Annotated in this window: 17 protein-coding genes; 9 read left to right on the plus strand and 8 right to left on the minus strand. The window is 60.1% G+C overall.

Annotation, left to right across the window (positions count from 1 at the left end):
- Positions 1–3: 3 nt before the first annotated feature.
- Complete coding sequence (locus AC2GXZ_RS02355; protein ID WP_483757511.1) at positions 4–207, minus strand: YdcH family protein; 204 nt, start codon at positions 205–207, stop codon at positions 4–6.
- 229 nt (positions 208–436) lie between these two features.
- Here AC2GXZ_RS02355 and AC2GXZ_RS02360 point away from each other — a divergent pair, with 229 nt between their 5' ends.
- On the plus strand, positions 437–613 hold the full coding sequence (locus tag AC2GXZ_RS02360) for a YdcH family protein (protein WP_483757512.1): 177 nt from the start codon (positions 437–439) through the stop codon (positions 611–613).
- Between the two features lie 162 nt (positions 614–775).
- Here the strand turns inward: AC2GXZ_RS02360 and AC2GXZ_RS02365 are convergent, their stop codons facing one another.
- The gene (locus AC2GXZ_RS02365) at positions 776–1543 is read right to left on the minus strand and encodes a sulfite exporter TauE/SafE family protein (protein ID WP_483757513.1); all 768 of its coding nucleotides are present in this window, start codon (positions 1541–1543) and stop codon (positions 776–778) included.
- A gap of 128 nt (positions 1544–1671) precedes the next feature.
- Here AC2GXZ_RS02365 and AC2GXZ_RS02370 point away from each other — a divergent pair, with 128 nt between their 5' ends.
- Together AC2GXZ_RS02370 and AC2GXZ_RS02375 are read left to right on the plus strand one after the other, a co-directional pair.
- On the plus strand, positions 1672–2325 hold the full coding sequence (locus AC2GXZ_RS02370) for a thiamine phosphate synthase (RefSeq protein ID WP_483757514.1): 654 nt from the start codon (positions 1672–1674) through the stop codon (positions 2323–2325).
- A gap of 8 nt (positions 2326–2333) precedes the next feature.
- Entirely contained in the window at positions 2334–3425 is a 1092-nt protein-coding gene (locus AC2GXZ_RS02375; protein ID WP_483757515.1) for a tetratricopeptide repeat protein, read from the plus strand.
- Between the two features lie 8 nt (positions 3426–3433).
- On the opposite strand, the gene AC2GXZ_RS02380 is transcribed toward AC2GXZ_RS02375, so the two are convergent.
- Positions 3434–3781, minus strand: a complete 348-nt coding sequence (locus AC2GXZ_RS02380; protein ID WP_483757516.1) for a DUF1648 domain-containing protein — start codon at positions 3779–3781, stop codon at positions 3434–3436.
- Positions 3782–3960: 179 nt separating this feature from the next.
- Between AC2GXZ_RS02380 and AC2GXZ_RS02385 the strand changes: the two genes are divergently transcribed.
- From AC2GXZ_RS02385 to AC2GXZ_RS02400, 4 genes are all read left to right on the plus strand, one after another.
- Entirely contained in the window at positions 3961–4761 is an 801-nt protein-coding gene (locus AC2GXZ_RS02385) for an inositol monophosphatase family protein (RefSeq protein ID WP_483757517.1), read from the plus strand.
- 121 nt (positions 4762–4882) lie between these two features.
- A complete protein-coding gene (locus AC2GXZ_RS02390; protein WP_483757518.1) occupies positions 4883–5932 on the plus strand; it encodes a flagellar motor protein MotA in 1050 nt (349 codons plus the stop codon).
- A gap of 3 nt (positions 5933–5935) precedes the next feature.
- A complete protein-coding gene (locus tag AC2GXZ_RS02395; protein WP_483757519.1) occupies positions 5936–6967 on the plus strand; it encodes a peptidoglycan -binding protein in 1032 nt (343 codons plus the stop codon).
- Positions 6968–6970: 3 nt separating this feature from the next.
- Complete coding sequence (locus AC2GXZ_RS02400; protein ID WP_483757520.1) at positions 6971–7189, plus strand: hypothetical protein; 219 nt, start codon at positions 6971–6973, stop codon at positions 7187–7189.
- A 17-nt stretch (positions 7190–7206) separates the two neighbouring features.
- On the opposite strand, the gene AC2GXZ_RS02405 is transcribed toward AC2GXZ_RS02400, so the two are convergent.
- Positions 7207–8463, minus strand: coding sequence for a glucoamylase family protein (locus AC2GXZ_RS02405; RefSeq protein WP_483757521.1), 1257 nt, complete (start codon positions 8461–8463; stop codon positions 7207–7209).
- A gap of 22 nt (positions 8464–8485) precedes the next feature.
- On the minus strand, positions 8486–10273 hold the full coding sequence (locus AC2GXZ_RS02410; protein ID WP_483757522.1) for an ABC transporter transmembrane domain-containing protein: 1788 nt from the start codon (positions 10271–10273) through the stop codon (positions 8486–8488).
- Between the two features lie 278 nt (positions 10274–10551).
- On the opposite strand from AC2GXZ_RS02410, the gene rpmE reads away from it, so the two are divergent.
- Both rpmE and AC2GXZ_RS02420 read left to right on the plus strand, forming a co-directional pair.
- The gene (gene rpmE / locus AC2GXZ_RS02415; protein ID WP_483757523.1) at positions 10552–10773 is read left to right on the plus strand and encodes a 50S ribosomal protein L31; all 222 of its coding nucleotides are present in this window, start codon (positions 10552–10554) and stop codon (positions 10771–10773) included.
- An 86-nt stretch (positions 10774–10859) separates the two neighbouring features.
- A complete protein-coding gene (locus AC2GXZ_RS02420; RefSeq protein ID WP_483757524.1) occupies positions 10860–11378 on the plus strand; it encodes a P-loop NTPase family protein in 519 nt (172 codons plus the stop codon).
- On the opposite strand, the gene rcdA is transcribed toward AC2GXZ_RS02420, so the two are convergent.
- From rcdA to AC2GXZ_RS02435, 3 genes are all read right to left on the minus strand, one after another.
- Positions 11379–11897: a protease adaptor protein RcdA gene (rcdA, locus tag AC2GXZ_RS02425; protein WP_483757525.1), complete on the minus strand. Its 519-nt coding sequence runs from the start codon at positions 11895–11897 to the stop codon at positions 11379–11381.
- Positions 11898–12325: 428 nt separating this feature from the next.
- The gene (locus AC2GXZ_RS02430) at positions 12326–12517 is read right to left on the minus strand and encodes a DUF1192 domain-containing protein (RefSeq protein WP_483757526.1); all 192 of its coding nucleotides are present in this window, start codon (positions 12515–12517) and stop codon (positions 12326–12328) included.
- A 2-nt stretch (positions 12518–12519) separates the two neighbouring features.
- Positions 12520–13791, minus strand: coding sequence for an MFS transporter (locus tag AC2GXZ_RS02435; RefSeq protein ID WP_483757527.1), 1272 nt, complete (start codon positions 13789–13791; stop codon positions 12520–12522).
- Positions 13792–13859: the final 68 nt, after the last annotated feature.

A 13859-nucleotide genomic window follows, 5' to 3' on the forward strand; every position in this document is an offset into this window, starting at 1 on the left:
TTCCTAAGCGATGATGTCGGGAAGGATCTGGTCTTCGAGCTGGGTCATCTTGTCCTTGATGGCCAGCTTCTTCTTTTTCATGCGCTGTACGCGCAACGCATCGCAGCCGACCTTTATCATGGCGTTGATCGCGGCGTCGTAATCCTCGTGCTCCTGCCGGAACTTTGCCAGCGCCAGCCGGACATCCGCCTGTTCCTGATCAGCCATGTCTTCAAGTCCCCATATCGATCCGGGCTTGTGACCCGGCCCGGCTTAATCCGCAAGCTCCTATCACCAAACCGCGTTAACTGGAAGTTAGCTCAAGTCATGAATTTGCCACTTTGAAACCACGAAATCTCCTTCGACAAACGGTTCGGATCGTGTCACACTTCCTTCGTAAACCTGAAGCTTTGGCCGATGGGACGGCCGGAGCAGGCAATAAGGAAGGACATGCCACATGACCATCCAGGCTCATATAGCATCGCTTGAAAAGAAGCACGGCGCTCTTGAGGAAGAGCTCCAGACGATTCTTTCGTCTCCCTCTTCCGACGACCAGGAAATAGCGGACCTGAAGCGCCGCAAGCTGCGTATCAAAGACCAGATGCAGCGGCTTAAGGTGACGACGCGCCACTAGCACAGCTAATAGAGCCTGCCGCCGATCTCAGTGTTTTGGAAGAGATCCAAGGGCGGCCCAAAAATCCAACCTTTTCTGGTCGTGGTTCATGTGGGCCACGGCCAGAATCGTTTCAGGGCCTATTTCACGGACCGAGATTTCCACCCTTGGGCCTGCTGATGGTCAAAACGGGAGCCCATCCCAGAGCAGCTTGAGGCCGGCGAGAAAAGCCAATCCGTAGGTCATGGGATAGAAGGTTTCCGCCTTGAGGTGCTTGACGATGGCGGCACCCAGCATGGTGGAGACGAGCGCAACAGGCAGCAGCGTTGCCGACAATGTCATGTTCTTTGCATCGAGCGCGCCGAGAAAAAAGTAGGGGATCACCTTCACCGCGTTGACGATGGCGAAGAAACGGATGCTGGCACCCGTATATTTTCTCGGATCGAGCTGCATCGGCAGGACATAGATCTGGAATGGCGGGCCTCCCGCATGGGCAACAAAGCTCGCATAACCCGACAATGCACCCCAGAACGTTGCGGCCACCGGCCGGTGGGGAAGCGGCGCAGTGATCGCGCCCCGCCGGCCGTAGACCTGCCAGAAATAGCGGACCGTGAAGAGAATGGTGGCGGAGGCGATCACCAGCCGCAACGCGTTGTCTGAGACATAGGCCGAAGTCGCCCAGCCGAGTGCTATGCCGATGACGCCGCCCGGCAGTATCATCAGCAATGTCTTCGGTTCGTTATATTTGCGCCAGGACCAGAGCGCGACGATATCCATGAGAATGAGGATCGGCAGAAAGATCGCGGCCGCCTGTACCGGATCGACGGCGATCGACATCAATGGTACGCCGAGCAATCCGATCGCTCCGCCAATGCCGCCTTTCGACAGGCCGACCAGCATGACGGCTGGAACGGCGGCCGCAAAGAATGAAAGGCTGGGGAGGTCTATCATCGGTGAGCGTCGCGGGAGGTGGTTGATCCTTCAATCCGTCCGGTTTATCGAATTGGCGCAAGAAAACCAGAGCGGATAAGTGCCATGCGGTACTGCACCGCCAGACGGTGGAAATGATCGGAAAGAACATGACAGAACCGGAAAACCGCTGCCGCCTCGTATTGATCGTCCCGGATGAGGCCGATGCCGACCACCAGGCGAAGCTTCTTGGCGAGGCGCTTTCGGGCGGCGACGTCGCCTCCGTGATCCTGCCGCAATATGCGCTCGACGATCAGGCGTTCCAGAAGCGGGCCGAAGCTCTGGTGTCGATCATCCAGGAGGCCGGTGCCGCCGCAATCATTGCCGGCGACAGCCGGGTTGCCGGCCGCGTCAAGGCGGATGGACTTCATCTGTCTGGCTCGACCGAGGAATTGAGCGAGGCTATCGAGAAATTCTCGCCGAAGCTGATCGTCGGTGCCGGCGGTGCGGCGGAACGGCATGCGGCCCTCGAAATCGGCGAGGTTCGCCCAGATTATATTTTCTTCGGCCGATTCGACGGTGACATCAAGCCGGAAGCACATCCCAAGAATGTGGCGCTGGCCGAATGGTGGGCATCGATGATTGAAATCCCCTGTATCGTGATGGGCGGCAATGATGCCGAATCGGTGGTTGTTGCTGCCGAGAGCGGTGCCGAATTCGTTGCGCTCCGCGCTGCGGTCTTCGACGCCGCCGAAGGCGCCGCTGCGGTGGTCGCGAGCGTCAACCTTCTGCTGGACGAAAAAGCGCCACGGTTTGGGGATTGATGGTTCGCATGCCATCGACCCCGATTCCTTCGTCACGACCGCTGACGATCGCCGCAATCTTCTCAATTCTTGCCGCCGGCGTCGTTGCCGCGGGGGCGCCGGCTTATGCCCAGTCCAGCCGCGTCGTGACGCGTCCCCTCGAACCGGGGGCGGGCAAGATGGAACAGAAGGAACAGCCGGACGGGATCGTGCCTTCCGGTGGCGTCGAGCTCTACCAGCGCATGGACGCGACATTGCCGCCGCTGCCGCCGGAGAAGGCATATAACGGTCCGGTCGATGATGCCTATGGCGCCTACCAGCGCGGACTTTATGTGACGGCGCTGGCAATGGCGCTCGAACGGGCCCAGAAGGGGGATGCTTCCGCCCAGACGCTTGTCGCAGAAATGATGACTAAGGGGCTCGGCATCGGACGCGATGCCAGATCGGCGGCCTTCTGGTACGGGCAGGCAGCCGAGCGGGGCGATCCCGCGGCGATGTTCGAATACGCGCTTCTGCTGATGCGGGGCCGCGACGTGCCGGTGGACAAGAAAAAGGCCGATGATTACATGCGCCGCGCTGCCGAGGCGGGAAATTCGGCAGCCCAGTTCAATTGGGGCCAGATCCTGATCTCCGAAAATCCCGGTGACAGGGGCCTGGAACTGGCTTTGCCATTCTACGAGAAGTCTGCCTTGCAGGGCGTCGCCGATGCGCAATATGCCGTTGCCCAGCTTTATAATACCCTCAAGACGGTCTCACCGCAAAAGCGGGCGCGGGCGCGGGAATGGCTCCAGCGCGCTGCCAAAGCCGGTTACGACACGGCTCAGCTCGATATGGGGATCTGGTATGTCAACGGGGTCGGCGGCGATCGCGATTACGACAAGGGTTTCGAGTGGTTGAGGATTGCCGCCCTGCGCGGCAATGTCGTGGCACAGAACAAACTCGCCTATCTCTATATCAATGCGCTCGGCACGCGACCCGACCCGGTCGAGGCAGCCAAGTGGTATGTGCTTTCACGGCGGGCAGGCCTGCAGGATGCCGGACTTGAGGACTTCTATCTCGGCATCAACGACGACCAGCAGAAACAGGCGATCGCCGCCGCCAACAGGTTCCGGCGGAACTGAGGCCTGCGTCAGGCGGGCTGGAGGGCGAAAAGCGCCTGGCGGATGATCAGGCCGTGGCCAAGCGCCATGGCCAGTACGACGAACAGCCAGATGGCGGCGTAGAGGCCAGGCCTGTCGAGTGCCTTCGGCTTGATCATCGGCGAGATGACGAAAACGCAGATGGCGAACAGCATCGCTGCCGGCAGGAGGAAGAGTGCCATCGCCGGATGGGCGAAACTGTTGGCGTTGCCGGCCAGGTCAAAATGGGTCGGCAGCATGGTTTCGGGCGGCAGCGCCGCCCACAGGCCGACAGACAGAAAGGTCATGGTGATAAGCATGCCGACACTGATGAAAAACGGAATGGGCATGCGCAACATGATGGTCTCCTGGATAAGTTTTCTCTCCTTTCGCAGGCCGTGCGGCGAATGACAACACCAGCTGTTGGCCTGACGACTTGAATTTACCGACAATCTGTGGTCTTGAAGCCGCCCAATCAATAAAATCAGTCTAGCCCGCTCTCCCGGTCAGCCGGTTTCGGGGCTCAAGGATTCCGAAAATGGCCCGTTCAGCACTTCTCAATGTCATGGTGCAGGCTGCCTTGAAGGCAGGAAAATCGCTTACCAGAGATTTCGGTGAGGTGCAGAACCTGCAGGTTTCCGTCAAGGGGCCGAGCGACTTCGTATCCCAGGCGGACCTGAAGGCTGAAAAGATCGTTCGCGACGAGCTGCTGAAGGCGCGCCCCACCTATGGCTTCCTTGGTGAAGAAGGCGGCGAGGAAAAGGGCACCGACGGCGCGCATCGCTGGATCGTCGATCCGCTCGACGGCACGACCAACTTCCTGCACGGCATTCCGCAGTTCGCCGTCTCGATTGCGCTGGAGCGCAATGACGAGATCGTTGCCGGCGTGATCTTCAATCCGGCAACCGATGAACTCTACACCGCCGAAAAGGGCGGTGGCGCGTTCCTCAACGACCGTCGTATCCGCGTGGCTGCCCGCCGCGTGCTGTCGGACTGTGTCGTCGGTTGCGGCGTGCCGCATCTCGGTCGCGGCAATCACGGCAAGTTCCTCGTCGAGCTGCGCCATGTGATGGGCGAAGTGGCCGGCGTTCGCCGGATGGGGGCTGCGGCACTCGATCTTGCCTATGTGGCTGCAGGCCGTCTCGACGGTTTTTGGGAAACCGATCTTTCTCCCTGGGACGTGGCGGCCGGTTTCGTGCTGATCCGCGAAGCAGGCGGGTTCGTGTCGGACATGAAGGGCACGACCAACATGTTCGAAAGCCGCAACGTGATTGCCGGTAACGAACTGATCCAGAAGGCGCTTGTTGAAGTCGTCAACCGCCCGGTCCCGGCCCGCTAAAATTCGATGGGAATTCAGCATTCGCTAATCGATAGCGCACTGTTTTCCGACGTTTGCGCACTTCAATTCGTCGCATTTTTCCACTAGCCTCCGCCTCAACTTAGCGGAGTCGAGGCGTATTATGTCGAATGCGACGGTGGATGATCTGGATGAGTCGGAACAGGGCCGCGGTGGTTATAAGCACAAGCTCTCCAATCCAGCGTCCTTCCTCTGGACGATGCTTGTCTTTCTTATCCTTGTCGGGTTCGTCGCCTCGGTTCTCTACCGGCAGGCGGCGCATGCGTTCCAGACCAATCCCGGCCTGAACGGACTTATTCTCGGCGTTCTGGCGATTGGTATCCTGCTGGTCTTCATCCAGGTGTTGAGCCTTGCGCGGGAGGTAAGCTGGTTCAATTCCTTCCGGGCCGCCGGCGGCAATGCCGATAAAGTAGGGCGCGAACCGCGGCTGCTTGCGCCGATGCGCACGCTGATCGGGCGCCGGCGCAAGGTGGCGCTGTCGACGGTTGCCTATCGGTCAATCCTCGATTCGATCGGCACACGGCTCGATGAAACGCGCGATACCTCGCGTTATCTCATCGGTCTTCTTGTCTTTCTCGGTCTGCTCGGCACGTTCTGGGGCCTGATCGAAACGATCGGCTCGATCAGCGACGTCATCGGTGCCCTTGATCCATCCTCCAACGGGTCGAACGACATCCTCGGTGCGATCAAGAGCGGTCTGGCGCAACCGCTTGCCGGCATGGGGACGGCGTTCTCGTCCTCGCTGCTCGGTCTTTCCGGCTCGCTTATCCTCGGCTTCCTCGATCTGCAGGCTGGGCGTGCGCAGAACCGTTTCTATACCGAACTGGAAAACTGGCTCTCCTCCGTCACCGATGTCGGTTACGACGGGCCGATCTCTGACGGAGCGGCAAACGGCTCGTCCGACGAGATCAAGGCGCTGACCGCGGAGTTGCGCAAGCTTACCGCCGCCCAGTCGAAGGCTGCCCATGACGGCGCCGATAACGAGCGCTCCATGGCGGCGATGGCAAATCTTGCCGAGGGCATCCAGGGTCTGGTCAAGAACATGCGCAACGAGCAACAGATGCTGCGCGACTGGATTGAGGCCCAACAGGAAGAATCAAAGGCCATGCGCCGGACGCTTGACCGGCTTTCCGACAAGATCGGGGGGAAATAAGCGATGGCGCTCGCCAAGAACCGCCGCCGCGAACGCAGCGTCGATTTCTGGCCGGGGTTCGTGGACGCTCTCTCCACGCTTCTCATGGCCATCATGTTCCTGCTTACGGTTTTCGTGCTGGCGCAGTTTCTGCTCAGTCGTGAGATCACCGGCCGCGACGAGGTGCTGAGCCGGCTGAACAGCCAGATCGCCGAACTGACAAATCTGCTGGCTCTGGAAAAAAGCGGCAATCAGGATCTCGAGGACCAGCTCGCCAATCTGCAGTCCTCGCTGGCTGCGGTGGAGGGTGATCGCTCGCGCCTGCAGCAGCTTCTCAACCAGGGCGCCGGGGCCAGTGACGCTGCCAATGCGCGTGTCGGCGAACTGAGCAGCGAACTCAACCAGCAACAGCAGATCAGCCAGCGCGCAGCGAGCCAGATAGAACTGCTCAACCAGCAGATCGCCGCACTCAGGGCCCAGATCGCCGCCGTCGAACAGGCGCTGCAGGCTTCCGAAGCTAAGGATGCCAATTCGCAGGCGCAGATTTCCGATCTCGGTCGTCGTCTCAACGTGGCGCTTGCCGCCCGGGTGCAGGAACTCAACCGTTACCGTTCGGACTTTTTCGGCCGCTTGCGGGAAATTCTCTCCGATCGCCAGAATATCCGTATCGTCGGGGACAGGTTCGTCTTCCAGTCGGAAGTGCTGTTTCCTGTGGGTGGCAGCGAGCTGGACGATGCCGGCCACGTCGAAATGGACAAGCTTGCGGCAGCGCTGCTCGACCTTGCCAAGGAAATTCCGGCCGAGATCAACTGGGTCCTGCGCGTTGACGGGCATACCGACAATTCGCCGCTTTCCGGTTCGGGCCGTTACCGGGACAACTGGGAGCTTTCATCAGCCCGTGCGACCTCGGTGGTCAAATATCTGATCTCCAAGGGTGTGCCGGCCAACCGGCTGGTTGCTGCAGGCTTCGGCGAATTCCAGCCTATCGCACCGGGCGATACGCCGGAAGCGAAGTCGCAGAACCGCCGCATCGAACTGAAGCTGACGGAACGCTGATCGATGTTCTCCGATAAGCGCGATATCAACGCCCTGATCAAGGCCGTCGCAGATACGCCTCGCCGTGATAACAGCACCTATCATCAGGCCATGGCCGAGGCGCGGGAAATGTTTGACCAGGCGGAAGCCGCTCTCGGCGGCCCGGTGACGGTGAGGACCAAGACCAAGCTGAAGCCGAACGGCAAATATGTGGTGAAATGGGTATTCGAACGGGCCGAGTGAACGCCCGTTTGAAGCTCTCAGGCGGTGTAATGGCCTGAAGTGAACCCCAGCCGGTCCAGCCCGCGGCGAACTTCCGGAGCCTTCATGAACAGGCTCCATAACAGGCCCGATCGGTGGTTCTCGATCATTGCGACGATCGGACCCTGGTCGATCGAGAGGTAGGTGGGTGCCAACCAGTCCGTCGAGGGCGCAAAGGCATCGACGAAGCCGAACGAGCCGAACAACTTTCCGTCCTCGTAACGCAGCATGGCGCGCAGTGCCTCTTCGGTTTCCTTCGGCAGGAAGGGGAAGCTCGAGAGAGCTGCCGTCGGGGCAATGGCGCCGGTATCAGAGGTCGGCGAGTTCGCATTATAACCGTTCGGTGCTTCCGAGGCGGTGAGGCCCCAGACGCCGTATTGCTCATAGGTCGGCACGGTCAGGCAATAGTCGCGGTTGATCTTCGTATGCGCCACCGCCTGCTGCCAGTAATCGGCGTAACGGTCGGAGAGGCCGCGCGGATCAAGCGCACAGAAAGAATATTGCGACAGGAAAAGCGGCCCGCCCAACGGTTCGCCAAGCGGCAGGACCGTGCCGAGATAGGCCGCGCCATTCTTCATCGCGCCCGAGCCCGCCCATCCCTTATGGTAGCTCTCGGGTTTGATCGGATGGGTATCAGAGCCGGCGCCCAGGATATAGGCGGAAAGCGCTTCATTCCAGCCGCGGATCGGCAGGTTCATGGTCCAGTTATGGATCGGGCTCCAGTGCCAATAAAGCGGGCCGTCGTTCTTGCCGCGGGTGAACCAGTCCCATTCGACCTCGTCGAACAGGCGGGTGATGGTCGCGCGGAGAGCCTCTTCGGGGCCCGTCGCGCCGGTGAAATATTCGCGGGCGCAGATCAGGCCCTGCAGGAGAAAGGTGGTTTCAACGAGGTCGCCGGCGTCGTCATATTGGGAGAACTGGACCGTTTGACTGGTGGCACCATCGACCATGTGGGGAAAGGCGCCATGATAACGGGTGGCAAGTGCCAGCCTTTCGACGATCAGGGTCAACCGCTCCAGCGCTTCGGATCGCTCGATCCAGCGGCGCTCGGCCGCCACGAGGATCGCCATGATGCCAAAGCCGGTACCGCTGATCGAGATCATGTTGGTGGCGATCGCGCCGTTCACCCAGCGTTTGTCATAGACCAGCTTGCTGTCGGCGTGAGCGCCTTCCCAGAAATAGAGAAAGGTCTGGCGCTGGACCTGATCCAATAACGTATCGAGGGGGGCATCCGGATCCAGCGGTTCGACAATCATCCGGTCTTTCCCTTGATGGCGATCAGATAGCGGCAGCGCTCAGCGGTTCCAGCTCATGGAACTGCAGGCGAGCCAGCTTGGCATAAAGTCCACCCTTGCCGACGAGGTTCTGGTGGGTTCCTTCCTCGACGATGCGTCCGTTATCCAGCACGAGAATACGGTCGGCCTTGAGGACCGTCGCCAGCCTGTGGGCAATCACGAGCGTGGTGCGGTTTTCCATCAGCCCGTCGAGCGCGCGCTGAACCAGAGTTTCGCTTTCCGCATCGAGCGCCGACGTCGCTTCGTCGAGAAGGAGGACGGGAGCGTCCTTGAGGATGGCGCGGGCGATCGCGATGCGCTGCCGCTGGCCACCGGACAGCGTGATGCCGCGTTCGCCGGCCATCGTGTCGTAACCCTGGTCGAGCCTGGTGATGAACTCGTCCGCCTGGGCCGCTATGGCTGCCTCGCGAACGGCTTCGCGGCTCGCCCCGGGTGTGCCGAAGGCGATGTTGTCGTGGATCGAGGCGGCAAAGATGGTGACGTCCTGCGGCACGATCGCCATGCGCGCGCGGATGTCTTCGAGGCGAGCCTGGCGCAGATCGGTACCATCGAGGTTGATGGCACCGCTCTGGGGATCGTAAAAGCGCATCAGCAGCGAAAATATGGTGCTCTTGCCCGCACCAGACGGCCCGACGATCGCGACTGTCTCGCCCGCTTTCACCTTGAAGGAGAGGGCATTCAGCGTGATGGCGCTAACACGGGCAGGATAGGCGAAGGAGACTGTGTCGAACTCGACCTCGCCGCGTGCCGGGGAGGGGAGGGCGACAGGTGTTTCCGGATCCTGCACGGTCGGGATCTCGTGGAGCAGTTCGGTCAGGCGCTCGGCTGCACCACCGGCGGCGGAAAGTTCGCCCCAGACTTCCGAGAGCTGGCCGAGCGAGCTTGCAGCGATGACCGAATAGAGAACGAACTGGCCGAGCGTGCCGGCGGTCATGGTGCCGGCGAGAACACTCTGGGCGCCGTACCACAGAACGCCGACGATCGAACCGAAGACGAGGAGGATTGCAAACCCGGTCAGAAGAGCGCGGGAGCGGATCGCGTTACGGGCAGCGTCATAGGCATTTTCGACCGCATACGCATAACGGTCGCTGGCGGTCTGTTCGGCGCCGAAAGCCTGGACGGTGCGGGCGGCGGCAACGGTTTCCGATGCAAAAGCGGAGCTTTCTGCCAGCATGTCCTGCGCTGCGCGCGAACGGCGGCGGACATTGCGGCCGAAGCCAACGATCGGGAAGACGATGACCGGAATGGCGCCAAGCACCATGACGGAGAGCCATGGGCTGGTATAGATCATCATGCCCATGGCGCCGAGACAGAGGATGGTGTTGCGCAGGGCCTGGGAGGCCGCCGATCCGAAGGCCGACTTGATCTGGGTCGTGTCCGCCGTCAGGCGCGAGACGATCTCGCCAGACTGGTTGACATCGAAAAAGGCCGAGGAGAGACGCGTGACATGGGCGAAGACTTCGCTGCGCAGGTCTGCCACAACGCGTTCGCCGATGGTGATGACATAGTAGTAGCGCATGGCGCTGGCGAGCGCGAGAAGGACGGCCAGGACCAGAAGCATGCCGAAATAGTTGTTGATGAAGTGGCCGTCGGAGGAGGCAAAACCATGATCGACCATGCGGCGAACGGCAAGCGGCAGCGCCAGTGTCGTGGCTGCGGCGAGAACCAAGAAGAACACGGCCGACGCGACGAGCCTTCGATAGCGTGAAAGATAAGGCACCAGTCTGGCGAGAGGCTTAAGGCTGCGATTCTTCTTTTCGTTCTCAGACATGTCTGCCACGCAATCTCCTGCTGGCGTATCGTCGTGTCGCACGATACGTAGACTTCACTATTGCAGCGTTTTTCCATTCGCCATTGACGTCGGACAAAAACGCGGTTTGGGCCTGTTGATCTTGGCCCGTGCGGGTACTTGTGCTGGCCGCGACCTTCCTGTATAGGCTCCGCATCGAATTGGGAAGCCGTGACCGAGCTGGTCTGCGGCTTCATTCATTAAAGAGGGTCGGTGATCGCGGCAGCGGCATGGAGACCCCGCAGAGCAGGAATATCGACATGAAGGCTGAAATTCATCCCGCTTACCACATGATCAAGGTCGTCATGACCGACGGTACCGAATACGAAACCCGTTCGACCTGGGGTTCGGAAGGCGCAGTCATGAACCTCGAAATCGACCCGAAGTCGCATCCGGCATGGACCGGCGGCAACCAGCAGCTGATGGACCGTGGTGGTCGCGTTTCCAAGTTCAACAAGCGTTTCGGCGGCCTCGGCCTCTAATACTGATCGCTGTCGAATTCCAAAAAAGCCTGGCGCAAGCCGGGCTTTTTTCGTTTTGTATCATGGTGCGGTAGCGGAGAGCCACCATGGCCGACAACAGGGAAAGCCTTCGCCGCGTGGCGATCATGGGAAATGGCGGTTCGGGCAAGACCTGGTTGGCGAAGCGTCTTGCGTTATGCCTCGATCGCGCTCCCGTGCATCTCGACGATGTCTATTGGCAACCTGGACCGTTCGGTGTGGCGCGTGACAAAGCCATCGTTGCGGAAGAGATGCGGCAGCTCTCCCATGGCCGGAGGTGGATCGTCGAAGGCGTCTATGGCTGGCTGATCGACGTCGTGCTGCCGCGGGCGACGATGCTTGTGTTTCTCGATCTGCCGGAAGCGGAATGTATCGCCAACATCAAAACGCGCGGCAAGCAGCGGGACGAGAGCGACGAAAATTTTGCCGAGCTGATCGACTGGGTTTCCAAATATCGGCAGCGAACTAACAACTGGAACTCTTTCGAGACCCATATGCGGCTTTTCGAGCAATTCCAGAACGAAAAAGTGCGGCTCAAGAGCCGCACCGAAATAATCGATTATGCAGAAAGTCTGCCTGAATGCTGATCAGTTGCCGAATGCGGTCTGCAGCAGGTTGAACTGGGCGCGGACACTGTTCTCGTTGTCCGGCACGGCAGCGGCTGCAGCATCCGACGGGCGGTAGATCTCGCGGTCAAGAATGGCGACGCGATTCTGCAGGCGCAGGGAACGTTCGACCAGATCACGAAAACCTTCCGGAAGTTCGGCCCAGCCTGGAGCATTGCGATCGACGTTGAAACCGTCGAGGCGAACCTTGTTCTTTTCAGCCAGAACCTGATCACGCGACATCTCGCCATTGTTGACGGCGCGCTGCAGGAGCAGCCAGGACGCCATCTGCATCAGGCGGGTGGTGAGACGCATGGATTCTGCGGCATAGAGGACCGATGCGATGCGCGGAAGAACCTTCGAGGCGGCGCGGCCCGTACCATCGAGATAGGTCGCAGTTTCTTCCACCAGCGACATGCCTTCGGAATAAAGCGTCTTGAACTGCGAAGAATTCGCGGCGCGACCTGCGAAATTGACGGTATTCAAACCCTGTTCCAACATGAAAGTCATCCTGCTAACGCATCACGATGAGGCAATGGCGACGTGGGGCGAAAAGTTCCATCGCCGCCCTCATTGACTTGAACATGATCTTTATAATTGAAATCCGCAAGGCGTTTATTAAGGAAAGGTTAATACCCACAAGAACCGGTAAACCCGCGCGGATGTTCTTGTTTTGGAACAGATTTCCGCTGTCCGCAAGAGAGCTTGCGAGAAGCTCCGCGGCCGCCAAGTAAGGCAGTTTTGATGTGCGGTGAAAAAAGAAGAGCCGCGGAAAGGCGGCTCTCAAGGTAAAACAGGGAGAAATCAGACCATTCGCCGGGTGGTGAAACTGTCTGAGTCCAGGAAACCTGAACGGTTCTACAATGTCTGTTAATGATTAATATCTTCTTAAAATCCACAGGGAATACTTGGGCATTCCAGTAGCAGCATCATTTCTTAAAGAGATTGTCGGCCGCCATGCGGCCGGCGCGCTTCTTCTCCTTGTCGGCTTCGAGCCTGTCGATCTCCTGTTTGAGAAGTTCGATTCGCAGGTCCAGGTCACCAACAGAAAGAAGCGAGAGATCGGCTCCGATCTCATGGATGGTCTTCCTGGCCGGTCGTTCTTCGTCGAAAAGGCTCATCGTCAAATCCTCCGCTCTTCGGTTGCGCTCTCGGCCGACGCGGCACGTGGGTCAAGGGCAATACTTTCCGGTGTTGTCAGCGGCGAGGTCGTGGTCGGCGCGGCGGCATAGGCATCGCGTTGCTCGGCCGGGATCGCCGCACGCTGACGGCTGCGCACCAGCGCATAGGCCGTGATCAGAATATGCGACACCGCGGTCACAAGGAAGAGGGCATAGGGGCCTGCCCAGGTCATGACGGGGCCGCCGAGCGTCGGCCCGATGATCGTGCCGATGCCATAGAGCAGAAGCAATCCGCCGGAGACCTTGACGAAATCTTCCGGCGCCGCAAAGTCGTTGGCATGGGCGACGGCGATCGGATACAGCGAATTCGCCGCTGCGCCATAGATCGCCACCAGGACGATGATGCCATAGACATCCGCCGGCTGGATCAGCGCGACAACCAGCCCTGCCAAGGCGGCGGCGGCCGAGAGGCCGGCCAGAACATAACGACGGTCCATACGGTCCGACAGCCGGCCGGCGGGAAACTGCATGATCGCACCGGCAAAGATGGTGATCGTCACCATCGCTGCAACCGATCCCTGCGAGAGGCCGGCACGGCTGGCGAAAACCGCCGACAGCGTGCCGTAGGCACCGTTGGCGATGCCGATCAGCAGAATGCCAATCGAGGAAATCGGCGAGTTTCGGAAAAGCCCCTTGAGATCGAGCCGGGCCCGTTTCAACGGCTGTGGCGAGGCGGCTTTCGACAGCGTCGTCGGCAATGCCGCGACGCAGTAGAGAATGCCGCAGATCATGAACAGCGTCGTGGTGGTGACGTCGGCGAAGGGCACCAGCATCTGCCCGCCGACAACGCCGAACAAGGTAATCGAAATGTAGAAGGAGAAGATCGTGCCACGGCTTTCCGGTGTCGCCCGTTCGTTCAGCCAGCTTTCGATGATCATCGATGTGCCGGCAGTACAAAAGCCGGTAATCGCCCTCAGCGTCAGCCAGGCGGTCTGGTCAACAAGCAGGCCGGTCAGCAGCACGTTCAGGCAGATCAGCGACAGGAAACCTGAAAAGGCCCTGACGTGACCGATGCGGCGGACGACATTGGGCGCCACGAAGCAGCCGATGACAAAGCCGGCTGCCCAACTCGTGCCGAGCAGGCCGAGCGTTTCGTTGGAATAACCTTCGAGCGAACCCCTCAATGGCATAAGCAGGCCCTGCAGGCCATTGCCGAGGAAGAGGAAGAGAGTACCGGTCAAAAGGGCGAGGACGGGAAGAAGGTTTCGTCTCATCGTCTCACAATAGATCTGTTTCAAACAATCGGTTGCGCCGCTTCCATTGGCCGGGCGTGTTGCGCCTT

This window comes from Aliirhizobium sp. YIM B11859 (assembly GCF_057163345.1).